Origin of the sequence: Rhodanobacter sp. B05, from assembly GCF_002001085.1 — a bacterium.
Taxonomy (GTDB): domain Bacteria; phylum Pseudomonadota; class Gammaproteobacteria; order Xanthomonadales; family Rhodanobacteraceae; genus Rhodanobacter.
On record NZ_MUNU01000003.1, the window covers coordinates 86587 to 111942 of the forward strand.

19 protein-coding genes and 12 tRNA genes are annotated in these 25356 nt (G+C 62.7%); 22 read left to right on the plus strand and 9 right to left on the minus strand.

All coding sequences use genetic code 11. The features are described 5' to 3' along the window. Positions 1–124 precede the first annotated feature (124 nt). The 14 genes from B0E47_RS00485 to B0E47_RS00550 all read left to right on the plus strand — a co-directional run bounded on the left by B0E47_RS00485 (position 125) and on the right by B0E47_RS00550 (position 10106). A tRNA-Arg gene (locus tag B0E47_RS00485) sits at positions 125–201 on the plus strand. Positions 202–381: 180 nt separating this feature from the next. Continuing rightward, positions 382–458 (plus strand) — tRNA-Pro (locus tag B0E47_RS00490). 25 nt (positions 459–483) lie between these two features. Beyond that, positions 484–560: transfer RNA gene (locus tag B0E47_RS00495), tRNA-Arg, on the plus strand. A gap of 13 nt (positions 561–573) precedes the next feature. Next, positions 574–650: transfer RNA gene (locus B0E47_RS00500), tRNA-His, on the plus strand. Between the two features lie 35 nt (positions 651–685). Then, positions 686–761: transfer RNA gene (locus B0E47_RS00505), tRNA-Lys, on the plus strand. A 312-nt stretch (positions 762–1073) separates the two neighbouring features. Further along, positions 1074–1158: transfer RNA gene (locus B0E47_RS00510), tRNA-Leu, on the plus strand. Positions 1159–1250: 92 nt separating this feature from the next. Beyond that, positions 1251–2543 (plus strand): trigger factor, encoded by a 1293-nt coding sequence (gene tig, locus B0E47_RS00515; protein ID WP_077511397.1) that lies wholly within the window; start codon positions 1251–1253, stop codon positions 2541–2543. 45 nt (positions 2544–2588) lie between these two features. Continuing rightward, on the plus strand, positions 2589–3212 hold the full coding sequence (gene clpP / locus B0E47_RS00520) for an ATP-dependent Clp endopeptidase proteolytic subunit ClpP (protein WP_217318871.1): 624 nt from the start codon (positions 2589–2591) through the stop codon (positions 3210–3212). Between the two features lie 109 nt (positions 3213–3321). Beyond that, positions 3322–4617: an ATP-dependent Clp protease ATP-binding subunit ClpX gene (gene clpX / locus B0E47_RS00525; RefSeq protein ID WP_077511401.1), complete on the plus strand. Its 1296-nt coding sequence runs from the start codon at positions 3322–3324 to the stop codon at positions 4615–4617. Between the two features lie 171 nt (positions 4618–4788). After that, on the plus strand, positions 4789–7263 hold the full coding sequence (lon, locus tag B0E47_RS00530) for an endopeptidase La (RefSeq protein WP_077511403.1): 2475 nt from the start codon (positions 4789–4791) through the stop codon (positions 7261–7263). Between the two features lie 342 nt (positions 7264–7605). Then, positions 7606–7878, plus strand: coding sequence for an HU family DNA-binding protein (locus B0E47_RS00535; protein ID WP_077511405.1), 273 nt, complete (start codon positions 7606–7608; stop codon positions 7876–7878). Between the two features lie 20 nt (positions 7879–7898). Further along, positions 7899–7973 (plus strand) — tRNA-Val (locus B0E47_RS00540). A gap of 8 nt (positions 7974–7981) precedes the next feature. Continuing rightward, positions 7982–8058 (plus strand) — tRNA-Asp (locus B0E47_RS00545). Positions 8059–8195: 137 nt separating this feature from the next. Next, positions 8196–10106: a SurA N-terminal domain-containing protein gene (locus tag B0E47_RS00550; RefSeq protein ID WP_077511407.1), complete on the plus strand. Its 1911-nt coding sequence runs from the start codon at positions 8196–8198 to the stop codon at positions 10104–10106. Positions 10107–10239: 133 nt separating this feature from the next. Here the strand turns inward: B0E47_RS00550 and B0E47_RS00555 are convergent, their stop codons facing one another. After that, the gene (locus B0E47_RS00555; RefSeq protein WP_343124524.1) at positions 10240–11436 is read right to left on the minus strand and encodes a LysM peptidoglycan-binding domain-containing protein; all 1197 of its coding nucleotides are present in this window, start codon (positions 11434–11436) and stop codon (positions 10240–10242) included. Then, positions 11433–12197: a hydroxyacylglutathione hydrolase gene (gloB, locus tag B0E47_RS00565; protein WP_077511413.1), complete on the minus strand. Its 765-nt coding sequence runs from the start codon at positions 12195–12197 to the stop codon at positions 11433–11435. The genes B0E47_RS00555 and gloB overlap by 4 nt, the downstream gene beginning before the upstream one ends. Positions 12198–12360: 163 nt before the next feature. On the opposite strand from gloB, the gene B0E47_RS00570 reads away from it, so the two are divergent. The 3 genes from B0E47_RS00570 to dnaQ are packed head-to-tail and all read left to right on the plus strand — an operon-like array spanning position 12361 to position 14312. Continuing rightward, positions 12361–13155, plus strand: a complete 795-nt coding sequence (locus tag B0E47_RS00570) for a methyltransferase domain-containing protein (RefSeq protein ID WP_254422754.1) — start codon at positions 12361–12363, stop codon at positions 13153–13155. 6 nt (positions 13156–13161) lie between these two features. After that, positions 13162–13605, plus strand: a complete 444-nt coding sequence (rnhA, locus tag B0E47_RS00575; protein ID WP_077511417.1) for a ribonuclease HI — start codon at positions 13162–13164, stop codon at positions 13603–13605. Then, positions 13602–14312 carry a DNA polymerase III subunit epsilon gene (gene dnaQ / locus B0E47_RS00580; RefSeq protein WP_077511419.1) on the plus strand — a complete coding sequence of 237 codons (711 nt, stop codon included), beginning with the start codon at positions 13602–13604 and terminating at the stop codon, positions 14310–14312. The genes rnhA and dnaQ overlap by 4 nt, the downstream gene beginning before the upstream one ends. Positions 14313–14333: 21 nt before the next feature. Here dnaQ and B0E47_RS00585 read toward each other — a convergent pair whose 3' ends face one another. Next, positions 14334–15035, minus strand: coding sequence for a protein phosphatase 2C domain-containing protein (locus B0E47_RS00585; protein WP_077511421.1), 702 nt, complete (start codon positions 15033–15035; stop codon positions 14334–14336). A gap of 111 nt (positions 15036–15146) precedes the next feature. Between B0E47_RS00585 and B0E47_RS00590 the strand changes: the two genes are divergently transcribed. Further along, positions 15147–15236: transfer RNA gene (locus tag B0E47_RS00590), tRNA-Ser, on the plus strand. 304 nt (positions 15237–15540) lie between these two features. On the opposite strand, the gene B0E47_RS00595 is transcribed toward B0E47_RS00590, so the two are convergent. The 3 genes from B0E47_RS00595 to ppsA all read right to left on the minus strand — a co-directional run bounded on the left by B0E47_RS00595 (position 15541) and on the right by ppsA (position 20579). Beyond that, positions 15541–16929 carry an outer membrane protein transport protein gene (locus tag B0E47_RS00595; protein WP_077511423.1) on the minus strand — a complete coding sequence of 463 codons (1389 nt, stop codon included), beginning with the start codon at positions 16927–16929 and terminating at the stop codon, positions 15541–15543. A 116-nt stretch (positions 16930–17045) separates the two neighbouring features. Continuing rightward, positions 17046–17846: a TetR/AcrR family transcriptional regulator gene (locus tag B0E47_RS00600; RefSeq protein ID WP_077511425.1), complete on the minus strand. Its 801-nt coding sequence runs from the start codon at positions 17844–17846 to the stop codon at positions 17046–17048. Positions 17847–18143: 297 nt separating this feature from the next. Next, on the minus strand, positions 18144–20579 hold the full coding sequence (gene ppsA, locus B0E47_RS00605; protein ID WP_077511427.1) for a phosphoenolpyruvate synthase: 2436 nt from the start codon (positions 20577–20579) through the stop codon (positions 18144–18146). A gap of 230 nt (positions 20580–20809) precedes the next feature. On the opposite strand from ppsA, the gene B0E47_RS00610 reads away from it, so the two are divergent. Both B0E47_RS00610 and B0E47_RS00615 read left to right on the plus strand, forming a co-directional pair. Next, positions 20810–21625: a pyruvate, water dikinase regulatory protein gene (locus B0E47_RS00610; protein ID WP_077511429.1), complete on the plus strand. Its 816-nt coding sequence runs from the start codon at positions 20810–20812 to the stop codon at positions 21623–21625. Between the two features lie 28 nt (positions 21626–21653). Next, entirely contained in the window at positions 21654–22127 is a 474-nt protein-coding gene (locus tag B0E47_RS00615) for a DUF1249 domain-containing protein (protein WP_077511431.1), read from the plus strand. A 46-nt stretch (positions 22128–22173) separates the two neighbouring features. Here the strand turns inward: B0E47_RS00615 and B0E47_RS00620 are convergent. The 3 genes from B0E47_RS00620 to B0E47_RS00630 form a co-directional block, all read right to left on the minus strand. After that, positions 22174–22250, minus strand: a tRNA-Asp gene (locus tag B0E47_RS00620). 79 nt (positions 22251–22329) lie between these two features. Continuing rightward, positions 22330–22405 (minus strand) — tRNA-Glu (locus B0E47_RS00625). 8 nt (positions 22406–22413) lie between these two features. After that, positions 22414–22489: transfer RNA gene (locus B0E47_RS00630), tRNA-Ala, on the minus strand. Between the two features lie 170 nt (positions 22490–22659). On the opposite strand from B0E47_RS00630, the gene B0E47_RS00635 reads away from it, so the two are divergent. Both B0E47_RS00635 and B0E47_RS00640 read left to right on the plus strand, forming a co-directional pair. Continuing rightward, positions 22660–24426, plus strand: a complete 1767-nt coding sequence (locus B0E47_RS00635; protein WP_077511433.1) for a cation:proton antiporter — start codon at positions 22660–22662, stop codon at positions 24424–24426. 135 nt (positions 24427–24561) lie between these two features. Then, complete coding sequence (locus tag B0E47_RS00640) at positions 24562–25332, plus strand: FKBP-type peptidyl-prolyl cis-trans isomerase (RefSeq protein ID WP_077511435.1); 771 nt, start codon at positions 24562–24564, stop codon at positions 25330–25332. Positions 25333–25356 lie beyond the last annotated feature (24 nt).

Sequence of the window (25356 nt, forward strand, 5' to 3'; positions counted from 1 at the left end):
GCGTTTCGACGAAGAAATTTCAAGAAAAAGGTTGACGCATGCGCGCGGAGCCTGAATAATTCCGCTCCTTGCTTCAGTGCTTCGATGCCAAGGCATCTAACGCATGGGGCGAAGGTTTTTCAGTGCGCCCGTAGCTCAGTTGGATAGAGTACCTGGCTACGAACTAGGTGGTCGGGAGTTCGAATCTCTCCGGGCGCACCATTTTTATTCGGCGAGGCGGGGTGCTTGCACCCCGTTTTGTTTTCATCGCGGCGAGTGCTTTGTCGCGGTGAGGACGATGGGTTCAGACGACATGGTGTGCTTCATACGGATTGACTGAGCAAGGCGTCACCCGTAACATTTCAAGGCTTCGGTGGCGAACGCGATCGAGGATTCGGAAAGCGGGGTATAGCTCAGTCTGGTAGAGCGTTGCGTTTGGGACGCAAAAGTCGGGGGTTCGAATCCCTCTGCCCCGACCAGCAACATGTTCTACTGGTGATGACTGCGCTTGTAGCTCAACCGGATAGAGCATCGGCCTTCTAAGCCGAGGGTTGCAGGTTCGAATCCTGTCGGGCGCGCCAGTATCAAACGATGGTGGATGTAGCTCAGCTGGTTAGAGTCCCGGATTGTGATTCCGGTTGTCGTGGGTTCGAATCCCATCATCCACCCCAGTTTCACCCCGGTTTCCGGGTACATCCCAGTCAATGGGCCGTTAGCTCAGTTGGTAGAGCAGTTGACTCTTAATCAATTGGTCGAAGGTTCGAATCCTTCACGGCCCACCATACAAGGCAAAACGCCGGTCGCTTGCGATCGGCGTTTTGCTTTACGCGTTGAAAGCCGATGGCACACAGGGCAGGTGGTGGATCGGGTTGTGCCAGGCAGTTCGCTGCTGCTGGAACACGCGGAACCTCACCTTTCGGCGCGCTTGTGCTGCAAGGTGGTGCAACCGTAAAATGGCTCGCTTTCGCATAAGGGAATCATCGACTTAGGCGGATGTGGCTGAAGGGGCTTGGTGCGGCTTTCCGCTTTCGCCTGGCGGATCGGAAATTGGCTTCAATGCCCTGTAGTTACGTGCGTTTGACAAGAATGGCAAGGCGAGAGTGGCGGAATTGGTAGACGCACCAGATTTAGGTTCTGGCGGTTAACCCCGTGGGGGTTCGAGTCCCCCCTTTCGCACCATGCCCCGGTGGTTTTCTTGTTTTTTTTCAGGCGGCATGGCCGCCATGGCGCCTGTGGCAGGGCCACAACATCAAGCAGTACCAGGAGACGTCATGCAGGTTTCGGTTGAGAATGTCGGTTCGCTGGAGCGCAAGCTCACGGTGAAGTTTCCCGCGGAGCGGTTCGAGACGCAGGTCAGTGCGCGGATCGCGGAAATGGGCCGCACGGTTCGTTTGAAGGGTTTTCGGCCAGGCAAGGTGCCGGCGACGGTGATCAAGCAGCGCTTCGGCGAGCAGGTGCGCGGCGAAGTGTTGTCCGACCTGATCGGCAGCACACTGCGCGAGGCCGTGGAACAGGAAAAGCTGCAGCCGATCGCGAACCCGGCGATCAATACCACCGGCAGGCCCGAGAACGGCGAGATCGCCTATACCGCGACGTTCGAGATCATGCCGGCGTTCCCGGAGATCGACGTCTCCACGCTGGAAATCCATCGCGCGACGGCGGAAGTCACCGACGCCGACATCGACCGGATGCTGGAAACGCTGCGTCTGCAGCGGCGCAGTTTCGAGGAGGTGGAGCGCGCCTCGGCCGAAGGCGATTTCGTGATGTTCGAGTACGCTGCCGTGACGGGTGACTATCGCTTCCCGGCCGAGGGTCAGGAGCGCGCCGGCAGCGTGCTGGGTTCGGGCACCTTGTTCGCCGCGCTGGACGAGGCCCTGACCGGCCACCAGGCTGGCGACAAGTTCGATGCAGAGATCGCGTTTCCGCAAGATTTCCGCAATGAGCAACTGGCAGGCAAGACCGCCGAGGTCAATTTCCACGTGATCAAGGTGCAGGAACCGAAACTGCCCGAGATCGATGGTGAGTTTGCCAAGCTGTTCGGTATCGAGGACGGCGACCTGGAGACATTCCGCAAGGAAGTCCGTGCGAACCTGGAGCGCGAGCTGAAGGCTGCCTTGATGGCGCGTCTGAAGTCCGAGGTGGCGGAAAAACTCGCCGATGCGCACGGTGAACTGGACGTTCCGAAGATGATGGTGCAGGCCGAGGCGCGCACGCTAGCGGCAGGCAGCGTCCCGCAGGGCCAGCAGCCTCCACCGCAGTTGATCGACGCTGCCATGCCGATGGCCCGCAAGCGCGTGATCGCGGGCCTGCTGATGGGTGAGGTTGCGCGCAAGCAGGAGCTCAAGATCGATCGCAAGCGTATCGCCGAGCAACTGGCCGCGATTGCCTCGACCTACGAGGAGCCTGAACAGGTCATTGAACTCTACAACGGCGACCCCCAGTTGATGTCCGGGCTGCAGAATCGCGTGATGGAAGATCAGGTAGCCGAGTGGGTGGCCGAGCATGCCAGGACCACCCGGCACGATCTGAGTTTCGACGATGTGATGCGCCCGGCCAACACCTGAGCGAGTATCGTCAGGTCCATCCACTCAAACGCCGCGAGCATGACCATGGATCCCATCACGAATCTCAACCTGGTACCGATGGTCGTCGAGCAGACTGCCCGCGGTGAGCGCTCCTACGACATCTACTCGCGCCTGTTGAAGGAACGGGTGATCTTTCTGGTGGGCGAGGTCAATGACCAGGTCGCCAACCTGATCGTGGCGCAGATGTTGTTCCTGGAGTCGGAGAATCCGGACAAGGACATCAATTTCTACATCAACAGTCCCGGTGGGGCGGTCACCGCCGGGCTGGCGATCTACGACACCATGCAGTTCATCAAGCCGAACGTCAGCACCATGTGCATCGGCCAGGCCTGCAGCATGGGCTCGTTCCTGCTGATGGCCGGGGCCAAGGGCAAGCGGTTCGCGTTGCCCAACTCGCGCATCATGATCCACCAGCCGTCGGGCGGGGCGCAGGGTCAGGCGACCGATATCGAGATTCAGGCGCGCGAGATCCTGTACATCCGTGAGCGTTTGAACAAGTTGTATGTCCAGCACACCGGCCAGCCGCTGGAGAAGATCGAGCTGGACATGGAGCGCGACCGCTTCATGAGCCCGGTGGACGCAAAGGCTTACGGCCTGATCGACGAGGTGCTCGACAAGCGCGCCGGCGAAACGGTCAAATCGGCCTGATTTCCACGTTCTACCCACGAGCCGTGAAGCGGGCTCTGCGTCTGGGTGCAGACGCGGAGCCCTGTGTTATTCTCGCGGCGCATCCAGATTTACCAGCGGGATCGAAAGTATGAGCGACGACCGGCAGGGGCGTTCCAGCGACAGCGGCAAGATTCTCTATTGCTCGTTCTGTGGCAAGAGTCAGCACGAGGTGCGCAAGCTGATTGCGGGTCCGTCCGTGTTCATCTGCGACGAATGCGTGGAGCTGTGCAACGACATCATCCGTGAGGAACTGGAAGAGAAAGCCGCTTCCGGCCGTACCCAACTGCCCAAACCCAAGGAGATCCGCGAATCGCTGGATCAGTACGTGGTGGGTCAGACCCGCGCCAAGAAGGCGTTGGCCGTGGCGGTGTACAACCACTACAAGCGGATCGAGTCGCGCCAGAAGAGCGACGACATCGAGCTGGGCAAATCCAACATCCTGCTGATCGGTCCGACCGGTTCGGGCAAGACGCTGCTGGCCGAAACGCTGGCGCGCCTGCTCAACGTGCCGTTCACCATCGCCGATGCCACCACGCTCACCGAAGCGGGCTATGTGGGCGAGGATGTCGAGAACATCATCCAGAAGCTGCTGCAGAAGTGCGACTACGACGTCGACAAGGCGCAGTCGGGCATCGTCTACATCGACGAAATCGACAAGATCTCGCGCAAGAGCGAGAACCCGTCGATCACCCGCGACGTGTCGGGCGAAGGCGTGCAGCAGGCACTGCTGAAGCTGATCGAAGGCACCCTGGCTTCGGTGCCGCCGCAGGGCGGGCGCAAGCATCCGCAGCAGGAGTTCCTGCAGGTCGATACCAAGAACATCCTGTTCATCTGCGGCGGTGCGTTTGCCGGCCTGGAAAAAGTCATCCAGCAGCGCTCGGAGAACACCAGCATCGGCTTCTCGGCCGAAGTGCGCAGCAAGGAGCGCACCGAGAATCTGGGCAAGGTGCTGGCCGACGTGGAGCCCGCCGATCTGGTGCGCTTCGGCCTGATTCCCGAATTCGTTGGGCGCTTGCCGGTGGTGGCCACATTGGACGAGCTGGATGAGGCGGCACTGGTGAAGATCCTCACCGAGCCGAAGAATGCAGTCACCAAGCAGTTCAAGAAGCTGTTCGAGATGGAGGAAGTGGAACTCGAGTTCCGCCCCGAAGCCTTGCAGGCGATTGCCAAGAAGGCGCTGAAGCGCAAGACCGGCGCGCGCGGCCTGCGCACGATCCTGGAGCAGGTGTTGCTCGATACCATGTACGAGCTGCCTTCGCTGGAGCATGTCAGCAAGGTGGTGGTGGACGACGCGGTGATCGATGGGCAAGCCGAGCCTTATCTGATCTATCGAGGCAACCTGCAGCAGCGTGTCGCGGGCGATGGTGGCGACGCCGCTGCCTGACCCATCTTCACGCCTGAAACCCGCGCGGCTCCGGTGGCATCACCGGGGCCGCGTCGTTTTTCGGGACGCCCCGCACCTTGAGCAGCCGCCATTCGCCTCCACTTGACGTCTAGACGGGCCCGGCGCAGTGTCGGGACGAACCCCTATCAGAATCCGAGGAATCGCTTTTTCATGGCCAAGCAAGCCCCCCTTCCCGTTGCGCTGGATGCTCTGCCGGTATTGCCCTTGCGCGATGTGGTGGTCTATCCGCACATGGTCATTCCGCTGTTTGTCGGCCGCGACAAGTCGATGCGTGCGCTGGAACGGGCGATGGAGGGTGAACGGCAGATCCTGCTGGTGGCCCAGAAGAGCCCGGATATCGATGATCCGGAGATTTCCGACCTGCATCAGGTAGGTACCCTGGCTGGCGTCCTGCAACTGCTGAAACTGCCCGATGGCACAGTCAAGGTGCTGGTCGAGGGGCAATCCCGCGTGGCGGTCGAGGACTTCCAGGATTCCGACGGCATGCTGATGGCGCGCTCCCGTCTGATCGAGCCGGCCTACAACGCGAAGGAGCGTGAGCTGGACGTCGTTTCCCGCACCCTGATTTCGTTGTTCGAGCAACTGGTCAAACAGAGCCGCAAGTTGCCGCCGGAGGTGCTGGCCAGCCTGTCGGGCATCGATGATCCCTCGCGTGTCGCCGATTCCATCGCGGCGCATCTTTCGGTTCGCATGGCCGACAAGCAGAAAGTGCTCGAGACGGCCGACGTCGGCAAGCGGCTGGAACTGTTGATCGGGTTGGTCGATGGCGAGATGGACCTGCAGCAGGTGGAGAAGCGCATCCGCGGTCGGGTCAAGTCGCAGATGGAAAAGAGCCAGCGCGAGTACTACCTCAACGAGCAGATGAAGGCGATCCAGAAGGAACTGGGCGACAACGAGGACGGCCCGAACGAAGTCGAGGAACTGCAGAAGAAGATCGAGGCTGCAGGCATGCCCAAGGCGGTGCTCGGCAAGGCGCGTCAGGAGTTCAACAAGCTCAAGCAGATGTCGCCGATGTCGGCCGAGGCCACGGTGGTGCGCAACTACCTCGACTGGCTGGTTGGCGTCCCGTGGAAGAAACGCAGCAAGGTACGCAAGGATCTGCAAATGGCACAGGAAGTGCTCGACGCCGACCATTTTGGCCTGGAGAAGGTCAAGGATCGCATCCTCGAATACCTCGCGGTGCAGCAGCGCGTGTCCGTCATGAAGGGTCCGATTCTGTGTCTGGTCGGGCCACCCGGTGTGGGCAAGACTTCGCTCGGGCAGTCGATTGCGAAGGCGACCAATCGCAAATTTGTGCGCATGAGCCTGGGCGGTGTGCGCGACGAGGCCGAAATCCGTGGCCATCGGCGTACCTATATCGGCTCGATGCCGGGCCGCATCGTGCAGAACATCAACAAGGCGGGTGCCAAGAATCCGCTGTTCGTGCTCGACGAGATCGACAAGATGTCGATGGATTTTCGCGGTGACCCCTCGTCGGCGCTGCTCGAAGTGCTCGACCCGGAGCAGAACCACGCGTTCAACGACCACTATCTGGAGGTCGATCTCGACCTGTCCGAGGTGATGTGGATAGCCACCGCGAACTCGTTGAATATTCCAGGTCCGTTGCTGGATCGCATGGAAGTCATCCGCATCCCCGGCTATACCGAGGACGAAAAGCTCGGCATCGCCCAGAAGTATCTGGTGCCAAAGCAGCTCAAGGCGAACGGCCTGAAGGTGGAGGAACTCGGTGTCTCCGAAGATGCCTTGCGTGACATCGTGCGGTACTACACGCGCGAGTCGGGCGTGCGCAACCTGGAACGCGAAATTTCCAAGATTTGCCGCAAGGTGGTCAAGGAGCTGACCCTGGGTCAGGTGAAGAAAGCCAGGACCAAGGCATCTCCCGCGAAGGTTTCCCGGAGCAAGGGCAAGTCCGCGCCGGACAGGGCCAAGGTGGAATCGGCCAACCTCGACCATTACCTGGGCGTGCGTCGTTTCGATTTCGGTCGCAAGGAGTTGCAGAACGAAGTCGGCCTGGTCACCGGGCTGGCCTGGACCCAGGTGGGCGGCGAGCTGCTCAGCATCGAGGGCTCGGTCGTCGCGGGCAAGGGCCGGTTGGTGCACACCGGGCAATTGGGCGACGTCATGAAGGAGTCGATCCAGGCCGCGCTCTCGGTGGTGCGCGCGCGCGCCGACCGACTGGGCATCGACCCGGAATTCCACCAGAAGCTGGATGTGCACATCCATGTGCCCGAGGGCGCCACGCCGAAGGACGGTCCCAGCGCAGGCATCGCCATGTGCACGGCGCTGGTGTCGGTATTGACCAAGGTGCCGGTGCGTTCCGAAGTGGCGATGACCGGGGAGATCACTCTGCGTGGCCGCGTGCTGCCGATCGGCGGTCTGAAGGAAAAGCTGCTGGCGGCACATCGTGGCGGCATCACCACGGTGATCATTCCGGAAGACAACAAGAAGGACCTTGCCGACATGCCGGCCAATATCACCTCGTCGCTGGAGATCCATCCGGTGCGCTGGATCGATGAGGTTCTCGACATCGCCCTGGAGCGCCCATTGCAGCCCAAGCCCGCCAGCGAAACACCTCCTGCTGCCGTCTCGAGTGAGGCGGCCGAGGGTCACCCCCTGACCCATTGATCCGATGCAGTCGATCCGATCCGATCACGTCGATCCGCTTGGCGTGGTTGGGTCGTGTTTCGCTTTTTTCGCCGTCGGTCGAAGAAGATGCGGTCTAGTCCTCCCGCATCCGTTTTGCAAGCGGTTTTGCGCGGGGGCGAATTGACGGAAACGTTGCTGTGTCTTGTGTTGCGGATTGCGGCAAGGCACTGGTATAAAGGCGTTACCGCAGCCCCTGTGTTGCCTGACAGTGCAGCGATGCGGGGTTGCGTTACGGCCCTGGCAACAGCCAACCATCCATGTCGGCGATGCCTGTCCTCGAGATGGGTCACGCTGGCGACATCCGAACAAGGGAGTTTTTCAATGAACAAAACCGATCTGATCAATGCCATCGCCGAAAAGGCCGAGCTGACCAAGGCTGACGCGGGCCGCGCACTGGAAGCCTATCTGGAGGCCGTGCAGAAGTCGTTGAAGAAGGGTGAGGATGTCTCGGTGGTGGGCTTCGGTACGTTCACGGTCCGCAAGCGCGCTGCGCGTACCGGCCGCAACCCGCGCACCAACGAAACGATCAAGATCAAGGCCTCGAAAGTGCCCGCGTTCAAGGCTGGCAAGAGCCTAAAGGATGCCCTAAACTAAGCGGCTTGCGCTTGGTTTTGGGGTGCTTAGCTCAGCGGTAGAGCGTCGCCCTTACAAGGCGGTGGTCGTAGGTTCGATCCCTACAGCACCCACCAGATAGTGCGGAGTGGTAGTTCAGTTGGTTAGAATGCTGGCCTGTCACGCCGGAGGTCGCGGGTTCGAGTCCCGTCCACTCCGCCACATTTCGCAAGGGCGCCCGTGTGGCGCCCTTGTCGTTTGAGTCAAGCGCGTTCGGGGTGTGCTGCTGGCAGCCCGACGCACACCGGTGAGGCGCCCAGCGCCTTGCGCGCTTTCAACCACGTTGCGGGAAGTAGGCAATGCTGCAGGCAATGCGTAACAAGATGCACGGATGGCCTTCCATCATCGTGCTCGGCCTCGCCGTTCTGGCGATGTCGCTGTTCGGCATGGAGAGCTACTTCACTTCGCACAGCGATACGTTCGTGGCGAAAGTGGGCAAGCGCGAGATCAGCCAGAACGCCTTCCAGGATCGCATCAACCAGCTGCGCCAGCAGGCCAGTGCGCAGCAGGGCGAGCATTTCGATCCCACGATCTTCGAAAAGCCCGAGACCAAGCTGCGCGTGCTCGACGCCATGATCGACGAGCAGTTGCTGCTGCAGGCCAATGCAGACTGGGGGCTGCGCGTGTCGGACCAGGCATTGCGCGACACGATTGCCGGTATTCCGGCCTTCCAGGTGAACGGGCAATTCGACCCCACCAGCTATCGCGCATGGCTCGCCAGCAGTGGCAAGACGGCAGACATGTTCGAGGACCAGATGCGTTCGTCGCTGGCAGGCCAGTTGCTGCCGTCCGCGATTACCGACAGCACCATTGTCGGCGATGCGCGGGTCGACGGTTTCCTGAATTTGCTCACCCAGCGCCGCGACCTTCGCTACTTCCTGTTGCCCAAGCCTGATGCAGCCGACACGCAGGTTACCGACGCCCAGATCCAGTCCTGGTACAAATCCCACCAGGCCGAGTACATGAACCCCGAGCAGGTCTCGGTGCAGTACATCGAGGTTGACGGTGCCACACTCAAGCCCGAGTCCGTGCCCAGCGACGAGGAGTTGAAAAAGCGATACGAGGATGAGAAGCAGCGCTTCGTGCAACCGGAACAGCGGCTGGTTTCGCACATCCTGATCAACGTGCCGGCCAATGCCACGCCGGAGCAGCAGAAGGCCGCGCTGGCCCAGGCGGACAAGATCGCGGCCGAGGCCACCCCGGCCGATTTCGCCAAGCTGGCCGAGAAGGATTCGCAGGATCTGGGTTCGAAACGCCAGGGCGGTGATCTGGGCTGGCTGGAAAAGGGCGTGACCAATGCCGCGTTCGATTCGGCGATGTTCTCGCTGCAGAAGGGCCAGATTTCCAAGCCGGTATTGTCTTCCGACGGCTATCACATCATCTGGCTGCGTGATGTCCGCAGCGGTGAGTCCAGGCCGTTCGCCGAGGTGCGCGATCAGCTGATCAAGGAGGCGACCACGGCCCAGCGCGATCGCCAGTACAACGACCTGGCCGGGAAGATGGCCGACAATACCTATTCGAACCCGAGCTCGCTGGAACCGGCCTCGGCGGCGCTGGGCCTGCCGATCAAGACCACGCCGCTGTTTTCGCGCACGGATGGCCAGGGCCTGACCGCCAATCCCAAGCTTGTCGCCGCCGCTTTCAGCGACGACGTTCTGGTTCAGGGCAACAACTCCGGCTTGGTCGATCTCGGCAACGACCACTCGGTGGTGATCCATGTCGAGAAGCACGTGGCCGCCGCGGTCAAGCCCCTGTCGGAAGTCCAGGCCAAGATCAAGGACAGCATTCTCGAAGCACGCGTGGCGGAGGCGGCCAAAAAACAGGCGGATGACGTGCTGGCGCGTTTGCGCAAGGGCGAGGCGATGCCGGCGGTTGCCAAGGCGCTTGGCGCTTCGGTCGTCAGCGTGCCGGACGCCGTGCGCGAACAGTCGCTGCAGGTACCGCCTCCACTGTTGAAGGAGGCATTCCTGCTGCCGCACCCGGTTGCGGCAGGCAAGCCGGAATTCGCCGCGGTCGACATGGGCGACGGCGGATTTGCGTTGCTGGCAGTGGACAAGGTGCAGAGTGGCGACCTGTCCAAGGTGACGCCGGATCAGCGTGAGGCGCTGCGCCATCAGATGGCCCAGGCTTATGGTTCCGAGGCAACCCGGGAATTGCTGGAAATGCTCCGCTCCGGGACCAAGATCAAGATCAACAACAGCCTGATGTAATCAGGTTCGTCCCGCCACACCGTTGCCGCAGCGATGGCGGCAACCTGGCCGGCGGGTTGTGGCCGCCCCGGTCAGCACATGTCGCCCACTCGGGATCCTTTTCGACGGGCGGTGGGCTGGCCGTGATGTTTGCTCAGTCGACATCATCCAGCTGCAGCACCTGACCTGGCCGAATCGCGTCGTCATGCAGGTGATTGAGCTGTTGCAGGCGGCTGATTTTCGTCGAATATTCGCGGGCGATTTGCCAGAGGCTCTCGCCGGGACTCACCACATGGGTCTGATGATGGTGTCGGGGTGCGACAGCTTTGCCGTCCAGCGATGCAATTCGCGTTGAACCAGTCGGAGCTGTCTCCTTCGGCGCTCCGTATGAGGCAAGGCGGAATTGTTCGGCATGACTGGCGGGCAGCATCAGGTACGAAGCGATGCCAACCTCGATCGTGTCGCCACTGAATGCCGGGTTGAGGTGCTTCAACGCATCCACCGACATGCCCGCCTGACTGGCGGCCTGGGCCATCGGGATGGAAGCGGTCACCGACGTCTGTACCAGATGCTCCGCTTCCGACGGGACGGGCAGACTCACCTGGAATCGCGCCGGTTCGCGTACCACGCAAGCTATCGCGAGCAGTTTGACCAGATGCTCGCGAGCAATCCTGCTTGCCGGCCATGCGGGGATCACGGGTTCGGCCGCCGGGAGGCCATGCTCCCGAACGAGCTTGCGCACGCGGAATTCACCCGAGTTGTAGGCGTAGTCGACCACGCGCCAGTCGTGAAATTGATCGTGATATTGCTCCAGCAGCTTCATGACGGCGTGCGCGGCAGCAGGCATGTCGAGCCGGGCATCGTAGTGGCGGTCCACGCGCAAGCCCATGGCGCCAGCGGTGACCGGCATGATTTGCCATATGCCGGCGGGGCTGCGCTTGCGTGCGGGAGTCGGTCGATAGTGGCTTTCAACCCACGGCAACAGCACGAATTCGCCGGCAACGTTGTACTGGGCAGCGACTTGCTGCACGAAGGCGAGGCGCGGTAGCGCCGATCGCAGTTGCCCCTCGAATTGTTTCGGCTCACGCGTGTAGCGTTTGGCCCAGCCCAGCACCGCCGGGTCCGCGTTGCAATCGGACATGGCGAAGCTGCGGCGCAATTTGTCCCAGATGTCCTGGACTGGCGTGGGCTCCGCCACCCCGGAGGTCGTGGCGGCCGCCGCGGGCACCGTCGTCGTCGATGCGGGGAGCGGCGCGGCTGGCACTTGCGATCCCTGCGGAGGCAAGCTGGCGCAGGCAGCCAGCAAGGCAGACAGGGTCAGCGGGAAGGCGCGTCGCAGTGTTCTGTTCATCCCTTGAATACATCCTTGGCTGCACGCACCGCAGCAAACCGCGCGACGCGGTCGCCGCTGACACCGCGTCGCCGACACCAGGCGCTGACCGCTTCGGTGTCGACCCGCAGGAACGGGTTGGTAGCGAGCTCGCTCTCCAGGGTTACCGGCAGCGTGGGTAGTCGATTTGCGCGCAACTGGGCGACTTGCTGGCGGCGCACCTGCAGCAGTGCGTTGTCTGGTTCCACCTCGCTGGCGAAACGACCATTTGCTTCGGTGTATTCGTGGCCGGCGCAGACCAAGGTTGCAGCGGGGAGGGCCGCCAGCCGGTCCAGCGAAGAGAGCATTTCTGCCGGCGTGCCTTCAAACAGCCGGCCGCAGCCGAGACTGAACAACGTGTCGCCACACAGCAGCAGTCCGGCACCCAGGTAACCGACGTGGGTAAGCGTGTGTCCGGGGATTGCCAGCACGTCGAACTGCACGGCTGGCGATGCCAGTTCGATCCGGTCGCCGTCGCCCACTTTTTTGGTGGCACTGGTGATGCGCTCGTCCGCCGGCGCATGGACGGGGACGGCATGCTGCTGTTGCAGCGCGGATGCGCCAGCGACGTGATCGGGATGGTGATGTGTCAGCAGCACGGCGCGCAGGCGCAAATGCCGCGTGCTGAGTGCGCGCTCGACGACTTGCGCATCGCCTGGGTCGACGACGACGGCATTGTCTTCGTCATCGTGCAGCAGCCAGATATAGTTGTCGGCCAACGCCGGTAGCGGTATCAGGTGCAAGACGTTTCCTGATGCGTTCGAGCAGGGTGGCGGGGTGAGCAATGCCGCCCCGATCAACGACAGACGCAACCTTGTCGGCTGCGCGCGAAGCGACCGACTATAGAGTGGCTCTTTCAGCCGATCGTTAGAGTGGTGTTAAAAAGGCGGTGTGGCGTTCAGGTGTGTGCGGCAGTTCCGTGTTGTCCGCGATCCGACGCCGCCCACCGTTAAGCCGCTAAACTGGAGGCAGGTAAAAAGACCCTGGGTCGGTTGCATGCATCTCGGTGACAACGATATTTATGTCAGTGCGCCGCTGCGCCGATTGCTTGATGCACAGATGCGCGTGCTGACACCGGAACTGCAACGTTGCTTCGGCACGCATGCCCTGTTGCTGGGTGCGGCGAAGGATGACATTCCACCGGCGTTGCCGATGCTTGGCAGCTGGGTTCGCCTCTTTCTGGACGGCAATTGCTACCGGGGCGATTTGCTTGCAGCAACAGGTGAATCGTTGCCTTTCAGTGACGATGCCTTCGATCTGGTCCTGCTCAGGCACGCGCTGGAAGTGTCGCCGGCTGCATCGGCCTTGCTGGCCCAGGCGATCCGGGTGCTGGCTCCCGGTGGCTTGTTGGCACTGACCGGCGTTCATCCACTCAGTGGCTGGTCGCCGTGGTTGCGCTGGCAGGCGAAGGGGCGGCCACTCAGACTGCAACTGCCTCTGCGGCTGCATCAAGTCTTGCGACAGGAGGGGCTCGAGGTCGAGTTGGCGCAGCGTGTCGGACGCAGCTGGCCGGGGCTTCGCTCCCGGGACAAAAAGGTGGTCAACGTGTTCGGTGGCGGCTATGTGTTGATTGCCCGCAAGCGCCGACGCGTGGCCTTGCCGCGACGGAATGTGCCGGCCACTGTGGCGGTGCCGGCAGGCGGTCGATTGTCGCCGGGCACGCGGCGCAGTTCGGCTCTGCAAACAACACGGGACACGTGAGCAACGATGAGCGAAGTGGAAGCATTCACCGATGGCGCCTGTCTGGGCAATCCGGGCCCAGGAGGTTGGGCGGCGCTGTTGCGGGCGCAGGGTGGCGAGCGCCTGGTGGCTGGTGGCGAGGCGGCCACCACCAACAATCGCATGGAGTTGATGGCGGCGATCGGTGCGTTGGAGGCATTGAAGCGGCCATGTGCGGTCACGCTGACCACGGACTCGCGCTATGTCATGCAGGGCATCGAGCAGTGGATGCCGAAATGGCGGGCGAACGGCTGGCGCACGGCCGACCGGAAGCCGGTGAAGAACCAGGATCTGTGGCAACGTCTGTCCGATGCCGTGGGTGCCCATCGGGTGCGCTGGCAGTGGGTAAAGGGCCACAACGGGCACGTCGAAAACGAACGTGTCGACCGGGCTGCACGTGAACAGGCCGAGCTGATCAGGGAAGCCCCATGAGGCAGGTTGTGCTCGATACGGAAACCACGGGCCTGGAAGTTCGTCAAGGGCATCGGCTGGTGGAAATAGCCTGTGTCGAACTGGTGGAGCGCAGACTCACCGGCCGGCACTACCAGACTTATCTCAACCCGGACCGGGTGATTGACGAAGGCGCCCGCCTGGTCACCGGCATCGAGGACGAGTTCCTGCTCGACAAACCGCGTTTTCCCGACGTGGTGGACGAGTTCCTCGGCTTCGTCGACGGCGCGGAGCTGATCATCCACAACGCCAGCTTCGACATCGGCTTCCTGGATGCCGAACTGCTCCGGTTGGGTCCGGCGCGAGGCCGGATTGGCGATCGTTGCAGCGTGCTCGATACCCTTGCCATGGCCAGGGAGCGCTATCCGGGTCAGCGCAACAGCCTCGACGCGCTGTGCAAGCGGCTCGGCGTGGACAACTCGCGCCGTGAACTGCACGGGGGATTGATCGACGCCCAGTTGCTGGCCGATGTCTACCTGGCCATGACGTCCGGGCAGGTCGGTTTCGATCTCGGGTTTGACGTCTCTGCGGAGCAACGAGATGTGATCGTGGTGAGACCGGCATCCCTGCAGGTGCGCCCGCACGTGCTGCATGCTTCGGCCGACGAATCGCAGCTTCATGAGCAACGTCTGGATGACCTGGACAAGAGCGCGGGCGGCCAGAGCCTTTGGCGACGCCTGCATGATTGAAAGGTAGGCTTCGAGCCGCCCTCAGCGGCAACGCACGACGACACCGGTGATATTGTCGTCGCCGCCAGCGTCGAGTGCGGACAGCAGGAGCTGATCGGCACATTCCTGCGCAGCCAGATCATGGCGGGCGATGGTTCGCGCAATCGATGCGTCGTCGACGCATTCGGTCAACCCGTCGGTGCACAGCAGGAACGTCATTCCCGGCTCGAGCGCGCCGCGGGCGATACCGATATGCAATTGCTCGGTCGCGGTCACCCCCAGGGCCTGGGTCAGCAGATTGCGTTGCGGGTGTCGCGAGGCTTGTGCCGGATCGAGCTGGCCCGCCTCGACCAAGGCCTGTACCAGCGAGTGATCGTGGCTGATCCGGCACAACGCCTGCGTCCACAAGTAGATTCTGCTGTCGCCAACCCAGGCGACCTCATAGCCGTCGCCGATGATCCGGAGCGCAGCGATCGTGGTACCCATGGGCAGCGCATCGAAACTCGGCCGGGTGTGCGCGAGCAGGCGATCGGCGGCTCCGTTGACCGCTTCGATCAGTCCGCGCCCGGAGCCGACCAGTTCGACCACGGCATCGCGCACCAGCGCCGATGCCACTTCGCCATGCTGGTGGCCGCCCATGCCGTCCGCCACCAGGAACAGGCCGAGCGAGACATCGGCATGATAGGTATCCTCGTTGCGCGTGCGGCGCAGGCCGACATGTGTTCCGTGTCCTAGTTCGATCATGGGGCTTCAGTCAGGGTGTGCTGCCGCAGCATGCCGCAAGCCCGGCTTATTGTCACGATACCCTTGCTCGCGTATGATTCGCGGCTCGCATGCGCCACCATGCATCCCATCGGAGAGGTGGCAGAGTGGTCGAATGTACCTGACTCGAAATCAGGCGTACGTGTAAGCGTACCGTGGGTTCGAATCCCACCCTCTCCGCCAGATACGCAAAACGCCCCGTTCGGGGCGTTTTGCGTATCTGGCGGAGAGGGTGTTGTGGACGAACCCGCCGGTTCGACAAATTCGTCTGGAACGACAAGGACGACCGCAGGTCGGCCCCGTAGCGCAATGCGCGAAGGGGTGAACCCCAGGGATGGGGTTCACAATCCCCGCCATCGCCGCGTAACACGCCGCTCCATCGAAGGGGCGTTTTGCGTATCTGGCGGAGAGGGTGTCGTGGACGAACCCGCATCCAAAAACAAAGGCCGCTTGCGCGGCCCTTGTCACTGTCATCCCGGCACCCTGTTCAGAACTTGTAGGTGCCCGTCATGCTGATCACGTCGCCGTGATCCTTGAACTTGCCGTCCATGGTGCCGGCACCGAGCCCGAGCTGGTTGACCATGTCCACCCGGGCATCCTTGACGAACTGATGCTGGTAGCCAAAGTCGAATGCCAGATGCTCGCTCGCCTGGTATCCGAAGCCCATCCCCAGCAGTCGGCGCGAGCCGTCTGGAATGCGCGGATCGCGGCTGATGATGTTGGTCGGCGTCTGGTCGTAGCCGACACCGGCGCGCAGCGTCCACTGGTCATTCAAGTGATAGTCACCACCCACGCTGTACACGAACGAGTTCTTGTACTTCTGCGGCAATCCGACGAGTTCATTGCCGTTGGAGGTCAGCACCAGGTTGTTGAAGCTGGACCACTGGGTCCATTTGATGGAGGTGGCCAGGGTGAACTTGCTGTTGAAGTCGTGCACCCAGTCGAGGCTCGCAAACGCCGGTGTGTTCAGTACGGCGTTGGCGCTGTCGCCATCGACGTTGAGCGAGGGCAGGCCTCTGTCCGGGAATAGCGTGGGCCCCAGCACGATCAGGTTCATGCCTGCGGCGCTGCCATACAACTTATAATGACCGCCGAGGGTCTGGTTGATGCGCGAGTGATAGCTGATGCCGACGCTGTCCTGCGTTGTGGGCTTGAATTCGGCACCGACGAAGTAGCCGAAGGCCATCGACTTCTTGAGCGTCACATTCAACTGCACATCCTCGCTCTGCGGAGCACCCGCGATCGGCGCGCCAAACAGTGCCGATGCCGTACCAGTCGGATCGAGTACGGTGTTGAGCTGGGCCTTGGTTCGTTGGCCGACCACACCCAAGCCCAGCGAGAACTGGTCGTTGACCTTGAAGCCGGCAGAGAAGCTCACGGCGATCGACTGCAGGCTCGTCTTGGTACCGAAGTAGCGACCCTGCCAGGTCGGGTTGTACTCGCTGACCAGACCGAAGGGCACAGAAAGGCTGCCGCCGAGCGTCACGTGGTCATTGATCGGCGCAGCGAACGCCATGTTGGGGAACGGGATGAACTTGCCGAAACCATTCGGGTTGTTGCCCGTCACCGGGTTGCCCTGTTGGTCATTGAACTGACCTTCGAATTGGGCGCTTGGCCGGATGCCCGTGCCGGTGACCTGCAGCAAGGGTGCGGTGAAGAACGCCATCGCCGCCGGGTTGTTGTAGACCGCGGTGGGATCATTGGCAAACAAAGAGCCGCCGGCGTTGGCGCGGGCCCAGCCGGCGGCATTGTCGGTGGGCAACTGGAAGGAACCGGCTTGCGCGCGCAAGGGCAGGGCCAGTGCGCCCGCCACGGCCAGGGCGAGGCTGGCTTGTTTTCCGAGTCGGATGAGGCGTTGTGGATGGTGACGGTTCACGTGGTTTCTCCTGTGACTAAGGTCCGATTCGCATGCTGGTGGTCGGACTGAGGTGGGGCGTCGATCGGCGGTGCCGGAATCGTTGACGGCTGGAACGTGCTTTTCTTGCTGCTTTTTCAGGAGGCCAGCCTCCCTTCCTTGAGCCACTCCAGCGCAGTGGAACGCTGGCTTGGGTCATGCTCTGGCCGGACCGGCGTTTCGGCACTGGTCCTGGCGCTGGTGCTGTCGAACTTCAGCACGCGTTCGATCACGTCGATTTGCTCCGGTGTGCCGAACGGTGCGGTGAGAATGGGTACCAGCAGCGAAACCAGTCGCGCCAGCAGTTCGGTATCGTTGATCTCCTGGCCCTGACTGACGCTGGCAATCAATGCCTGCATGTCTTCGCCAGCCAGCATGCCGGATAGCGCCTTCAACGCGAAATGCAGGCGCAGTCCAAGTTCCCTTCGCGGCAATGCGGGCAGCGCGCGCGAGAATGCCTCGAAGAAGCGCCCGGAGATCGGTCGGTAGTGTGCTTCCAGGTAGCTGCGAATGAATGGGGATGGGTCGCTGTAGACGCGCCCGAGCAGGCGCATGAAGGCGGGACCGGACGCGTCGCCGTGACTGAGCCGGAACGCGGGGATGAACAACATCGCGAGTACGGCAGCCGCATCCAGAGCCGCTGGTTGTTCCTGCTCACAGGCGCTGAGCAGTTGCAGGCGCTCGCGGTTGAGTCGGTCCAGGCGTTGCGCAAGCACCTCCTGCATCAGCGCTTCCTTGCTGCCGAAGTGGTAGTTCACGGCGGCCAGGTTGGCACTGGCGCGTGCCGTGATGTGGCGCAGCGACATCGCCTCGTAACCACTCTCGATGAACAGCCACTCAGTGGCCTCGAGCAGTCGCTTGCGGGTATCGCCGTGGCCGGTGCGTTGGGTCCTGCTCAAAATCTGCCCCCCGTGACCCGTGGTGGAGAATGCATTTACGGCCGCTTCAAATGTGAAATTGAAACATGTGTATGAACGTTAACGGTGGCGCTGATGACAGGCAAGCTGCAGCGCAAGGCAGGCTGAAGGACGTTTGCCCAGTGCCATTGCGCCGGGGTTTCGAAGGGTGGAAGTGTTGCCCCGCCTGCGATGCCGTGCGGCGCCGCAGGTCTTTGGGCAAATGAAAGGGCCGGGTGGTCCGGCCCCATTTGGTGCAGTGCGGTACGGATGATGAGCGAGCCATTCAGGCTGGCAGTATCAGCCAGCCTTCTTTTTCGCCAGCCGCAGCCAAGTGTCGACCACCGTGTCCGGATTCAGCGACAGCGATTCGATGCCTTGCTCCATCAGCCACTCGGCCAGGTCCGGATGGTCGCTTGGGCCCTGGCCGCAGATGCCGATGTACTTGCCCTTGGCACGCGCGGTCTTGATCGCCATCGCCAGCAGCTTCTTCACCGCCGGGTCGCGTTCGTCGAACAGGCTGGCGACGATGCTGGAATCGCGATCGAGGCCGAGGGTGAGCTGGGTCAGGTCGTTGGAGCCGATCGAGAAGCCGTCGAAGATGTCGAGGAACTCGTCGGCGAGCAGGGCGTTCGAGGGCACTTCGCACATCATGATGACCTTGAGTTCGTGCTCGCCCTGCTTGAGGCCGTTCTTCGCCAGCACCTCGATCACCTTGCGGCCTTCGCCCAGGGTGCGCACGAACGGGATCATCACCCACACGTTGCTGAGGCCCATCACTTCGCGTACGCGCTTGACCGCCTTGCACTCCAGCCCGAACGCCTCGGCGAAGCTCGGGTCGACGTAGCGGCTGGCGCCGCGGAAGCCGATCATCGGGTTTTCTTCGTGCGGTTCGTAGCGCGAGCCGCCGAGCAGGCCGGCGTATTCGTTCGACTTGAAGTCGGACAGGCGCACGATCACGGGCTTCGGATAGACCGACGCTGCAATGGTGGCGATGCCTTCGGCGAGGCGGTCGACATAGAACTCGACCGGACCGGCGTAGCCGGCGATGCGCTCGTCGATCTTCGCCTTGGTCTCGGCGTCCTGCTTGGCGTATTCCAGCAACGCCTTCGGATGCACGCCGATGTGGCTGGCGATGATCATCTCCAGGCGGGCCAGGCCGATGCCGGCGTTCGGCAGCATGCCGAAGTCGAACGCGCGCTCCGGGTTGGCTACATTCATCATGATCTTCAGTGGCGCTTCGGGCATGTCGCCCAGATCGGCGGTGACGCGCTCGAACTTCAGGATGCCTGCGTAGATCGTGCCGGTGTCGCCCTCGGCGCAGGACACGGTGACCTCGGCACCGTCAGGGATATTGTCCAGCGCGTTGCCGGTGCCGACCACCGCCGGCACGCCCAGCTCGCGCGCGATGATCGCCGCGTGGCAGGTGCGGCCGCCGCGATTGGTGACGATCGCGGAGGCACGCTTCATCACCGGCTCCCAATCGGGATCGGTCATGTCGGCGATCAGCACGTCGCCCGGCTGCACCTTGTTCATGTCGCTCAGCGAGCGGATCACACGCGCCTTGCCGGCACCGATCTTCTGGCCGATCGAACGACCTTCGGCCAGTACCTTGCCTTTCTCGCTGAGGTGGAAGCGTTCCAGCTGGGTCGTGTGCGAGCGCGACTTCACCGTCTCCGGGCGCGCCTGCACGATATAGATCTTGCCGGTGTTGCCGTCCTTCGCCCACTCGATGTCCATCGGACGGTCGTAGTGCTTTTCGATGATCAGCGACTGGCGGGCGAGTTCCTGCACATCCTCGTCGTTGATGCAGAACCGGTTGCGCAGTTCGGCCGGGGTGTCCTCGGTCCTGACGCGCTCACCCGGCGCGCTGGAATAGACCATGCGCAACTGTTTGGCACCGAGATTGCGACGCAGCACGGCAGGCTTGCCCTCGCGCAGGGTCGGCTTGAACACGTAGAACTCGTCCGGATTGACCGCACCCTGCACAACCATCTCGCCGAGACCGTACGAACCGGTGACGAACACCACGTCGCGGAAGCCCGACTCGGTGTCCAGCGTGAACAGCACGCCGGCGGCGCCCACGTCCGAGCGCACCATCAGCTGCACGCCGGCGGAGAGGAACACGTCCTCGTGCTTGAAGCCCTGATGCACGCGGTAGGCGATCGCGCGATCGTTGTACAGCGAGGCGAAGACTTCCTTCACCTTGTGCAGCACGTCGTCGATGCCGACCACGTTGAGGAAGGTTTCCTGCTGGCCGGCGAACGAGGCGTCCGGCAGATCCTCGGCGGTGGCCGACGAGCGCACGGCGACGGCGATGTCCATTGATTTTTGCGATCGTCCCTGATCGCGGGAATCAAAAACCGGCCCTCCATGGCCGGACTCTTCACCAAGAGCGTCCTTGCACAGCTTGATATAGGCCGCGCGGATCGCCTGCTCGAGTTCGGCGGGCAGGGCGGTATCGACGATCCAGCCGCGGATTTCCTTGCCGGCGATGACGAGTGTGTCGACGTCATCGACATCAAGGTGCTCGAGACGATTCTGGATGCGTTTGGCCAGGCCGCTCTTTTCCAGATATTGCTGGAACGCGTCGGCGGTGGTGGCGAAGCCACCCGGCACGGACACGCCAAGCTTGGCGAGGTTGCCGATCATTTCGCCGAGCGAGGCGTTCTTGCCGCCGACCTTGCCCAGGTCAGTCATGCGCAGTTGGTCGAGCCAAAGCACCAAGTCGTTCAAGGGTGTCTCCTCGGAATGGCTGAAAGTCAGGAAGATGGGGGTGTCGTCCAGTCGCCGGACGGGCTGCAAAGAACTGGTATTGTCCGCTGCCGATGGTGCACAGCACAAGGAGACCAATGGCAGACGATGTCATTCCAACCGGATACCAGTCAGCGGGCGGTCAATCGGCGACAGGGTTTGATGCTTGAGCTAAGGTGCCGGCAAGTGCACCTCGATCGACGGAATCCCGCATGCAGCGAACCGTGTTTTTCATCTCCGACTCCACTGGTATTACCGCGGAGACGATTGGCAACAGCATCCTGGCGCAGTTCGAAGGCGTGCAGTTCGACAAGCATCGGCTGCCGTTCACCGACAATGCGCACAAGGCGGAGGTGGCTGCGCTGCGGATCAAGACCAATTACGCGCAGAGCGGACAGCGGCCGATCGTCGTCAACACCATGGCCGACCGCGCACTGTGTGACATCGTGGCGACCAGCGGCGCGTTGATGCTCGACGTTTTCGCGCCCTTCATCGGACCACTGGAAGATGAGCTGCATACCCGACGCTCCGGTGCGGTCAACCGCTCCCACGGCATGGTCGACTTCGACAAGTACGAGGCACGCATCAACGCCACCAACTACGCGCTGTCGCATGACGATGGCATCGACGTGAATTACGCCGATGCCGATCTGATCCTGGTCGGCGTGTCGCGCTCGGGCAAGACCCCGACCTGCCTGTACATGGCCTTGCATTACGGGGTGAGCGCCGCCAATTATCCGCTGACCGACGAAGATCTCGAGAAGCTGGAGCTGCCGCCGCGCCTGCGTCCGTACAAGGATCGGCTGTATGGTCTGACTATCGATCCGGCGCGGCTGGCGCAGATCCGCGAACAGCGCCGTGCCGGCAGCCGCTATGCCACGTTGAAACAATGCCGCTGGGAGCTGGAACAGGCCGATCGCCTGATGCGGCAGGCCGGCATTCCCAGCCTGAATACAACGCATGTGTCGATCGAGGAGATCGCCAGCAAGATCTTCGACCGTTTCGGAATCGAGCGGACGATGTTCTAGACAGCCCACCGGAGTTTGCGCGCCGCCCATGAGCGCCGTACTGGACAATCGCCACAGCCTGTTGCCGGGACGCTTCGAGTTCCTGATGGGGTTGTACGCGGAGAACTATCACCGCCTGGCACGGTTGTTCGCACCGCAGCTGTTGGCGCCTGGCCGCTATGTCTCGCGTGTGGAGGATGGCCTCGACGTGCACCTCCACGTGCAGGAATGCCACCCGTACACGCTGGAACTGGAGTTGACCTACGACTTCGTCGACGCGCATACCGGCCAGCGGGCGCCGTCGGCGCAGTTGAGGATGTATACCGACGCGCATGTGGCCGAGGCGCTGCACTGCCATCCCGGTCGGCACCTCTGGCAGGTTCTGGGACCGTTCTCGCCGGCACACACGGTGTTCCAGCATCGCCTGCGGATGAATCGGTTTCTCTCGCGCTGGCTGGAATATCTCGCCGAACAGCGGCACTCCATCGACACCCTGGAGCCCCTGCGCGAGCAAGCCAGGTAAAACTCCAACAAAAAGCCCGCGCAAGGCGGGCTTCTTGTTTGAATAGTGGCGGAGTGGACGGGACTCGAACCCGCGACCTCCGGCGTGACAGGCCAGCATTCTAACCAACTGAACTACCACTCCGCATTTGCAACATCTTCCAGCGTTCAGCCAACTCGTTGCCACTTGACCTCGACAGCCATTGTTGGCTGCCGGGTTAAAGTGGCGTCCCCACGGGGATTCGAACCCCGGTCGCCACCGTGAAAGGGTGATGTCCTAGGCCTCTAGACGATGGGGACGGATAAGTTGGTGGAGCCAGGCGGGATCGAACCGCCGACCTCCTGCATGCCATGCAGGCGCTCTCCCAGCTGAGCTATGGCCCCGCCGCTGGAAGCCGAGAAGAATAGGTTGGGCCTGCCTTTCCGTCAAGCTTTTTTTCGAGAGCAAAGACAACGGCGCCGCGGAATTCACGCCGCACTTCCGCGGGATCGATGCGGATCTCGCCCGGCACTCGTTTATGCTGCCGGGAGGCACATGATTGCGAAGGCAGGCGATGCACGAAATCGGCTTCATCCGTGACCTTGCCGTGGTGATGCTGGTGGCCGGGGCCACCACCATCCTTTTCCAGCGCATGCGCCAGCCGGTGCTGCTGGGTTACATCCTGGCAGGCGTGCTGATCGGGCCGCATACGCCCGGCATGCTGGTCGGCGATGCGCAGGCGATCGACGACATCTCCAACCTCGGCGTGGTGCTGTTGATGTTCACGCTGGGCCTGGAGTTCAGCGTGCGCAAGTTGCGCGAGGTCGGCATCGGGGTGCTTGCCGTGGCGGTGGGCGAGGTGGGCCTGATGCTGTGGATCGGCTTCGGCATCGGCAGCCTGTTCGGCTGGAAAGGCATGGACGCGCTGTTTCTCGGCGCCATCATTTCCTTGTCGTCGACCATGGTGGCCACGCGCACCCTGTCCGAGGGCGGTCATCGTCAGCAGCCCTTCGCGCAATTGGTGGTCGGTTTGCTGGTGGCGGAGGACATGCTCGCCATCGTCCTGCTGACTTTGCTGAGCGCGGTGGCGATTGGCGGTTCGGTGCAGGCCGGCACCGCTTTCAGCCTGATCGGGCACCTGGGCCTGTTCGTGGTGGTGGGCATGATCCTGGGCCTGCTCCTGCTGCCGCGGCTGGTGGATTACGTCGCCGGGTTCGATCGCGACGAAACCCTGCTGGTGAGTGTGCTGGGGATCTGTTTCGGCGCCAGCCTGCTGGCCGCCTGGATGGGTTTCAGCGTCGCCCTGGGAGCGTTCCTCGCCGGCGCGGTGGTGGCCGAATCGCGCAGCGTGGGGCGCGTATTGCATCTGGTGGAACCGCTGCGCGACATGTTCGCCGCGCTGTTCTTCGTGGCGATCGGCCTGAAGATCGACCCGGCCATGTTGCTGCAGTACGCATTGCCGGCACTGCTGATCGCCGGCGTGGTCATCGTGGGCAAGACGCTGGCTTGCAGCCTGGGCATCTTCTTCGTCGGCCATGAACCGCGAACCGCGTTGCGGGCGGGGCTTGGCATGGCTCAGATCGGCGAGTTCTCCTTCGTGATCGCGACACTGGGGCTGTCGCTCGGCGTGATCAGCAAGTTCATCTATCCGATCGCCGTCGCGGTTTCGGTGGTTTGCATGGCCGCGTCCCCTTACATGTCGCGTTCGGCCGATGGCCTGGCACGCGGTTTGCGCGCGGTGACGCCGCGCTCGCTGCGCCTGCTGGCGACCAGTTACAGCGGCTGGCTGGAACAGCTCAAGCCAGTCAACGAGAATGCGGCGCTCGCGGCCATCTTCCGTCGACTGCTGTGGCATATCGGAGTCAACGTGTTGCTGGTGGTGACCCTGTTCATGATCGGCGCCTACGTCAATGCGAATGGCTGGGCCTGGTTCTCCACGCTGGGCATCGGGCGCGAACTTCGGCACACGCTGATCTGGGCCTGCGCGCTGTTCCTTTCCCTGCCCATGCTGATCGCGGTTTACCGCAAGTCCGAGGCACTGGGCATGTTGCTGGCCGAGATCGGCATACGTGGGCGCTTCGCCGGGTCCTACACACAGTCCATTCGCAACGTGCTGGCACGGCTCATCCCGCTGCTCGCCTTGCTGTTGCTGGGCGTGCTGGTGAGCGCGCTGGGTTCGACGATCCTGCCGCCTAGCGGCATCGCGCTGTCCCTGCTGGTGGTGGGTGTAGTGCTGGCGGTGGTGCTGTGGCGGGGGCTGGTGCAGATGCATGCGCGCCTGCAGGCGGCTTTGAAGGACACCCTGAACAAGCCGGAACCGCCGCCGGACGGAGCGGGCTGAACCTTTATGCCGTCTGACGGTCACAGCGCGGAGTCGTTGCCAAGAGCGGGCAGGCGCCGCACAATGCGTGGCCTGCCTCCACCGAGGGGCTCCGGCCGGCGTTGCCGGCATTTCCATTTCATGAGGGAGTTACGAATGAAGCACTTTCTGCGTCCCACGCTGACAGCGGTCGCGCTGACCGTTGCGCTGGGCATGACCGCGGGCGCCTATGCCCAGGCCGCCAAGACCGGCGCCGCTGCCCCCGTCGACAAGACCAAGGCCAGCTATGTGTTCGGCTACTACAAGATGGGCGAGAGCGTGCCGCCGATCCTGCGCGAGGAAATGGATCCCGCCGCCGTGGCGCGTGGCGTGCAGGCCGCCCTGTCCGGTCAGAAGTCGACCGTGAGCGAGGCCGACGCCAAGCAGGTGTACGAAGCGTTCATGACCAAGGTGCAGGCGAAGTTCGAAGCCCAGCGCGCCCAGGAAGCCGCGAAGAACAAGTCCGAAGGCGATGCTTTCTTCGCCAAGAACAAGACCGCCCCCGGCGTGAAGACCACGGCCTCCGGCCTGCAGTACCAGGTCATCACCGCCGGCACCGGTGCCCGTCCGGGCCCGAACGATACGGTGGAGATCAACTACACCGGCTCCTTCCTTGACGGCCAGGTATTCGACGCGTCCGCCAAGCATGGTCCGAAGCCGGCATCGATCCCGGTCGCCAACGTGATCCCCGGTTTCCGCGAGGGCCTGCAGCTGATGCAGGTCGGTGGTCACTACAAGCTGTTCATTCCGTCGTCACTCGCCTACGGTGCCGAGCCGCAGCCGCCGATGCCGCCGAATGCGACGCTGATCTTCGACGTGACCCTGGTCAAGACCGGCCCGACGCCTGCCGGCGCGGCGGCTCCTGCCGGCGGTCCCGACGGCCAGTAAACGCAGGATCGTCAATCGGCACGC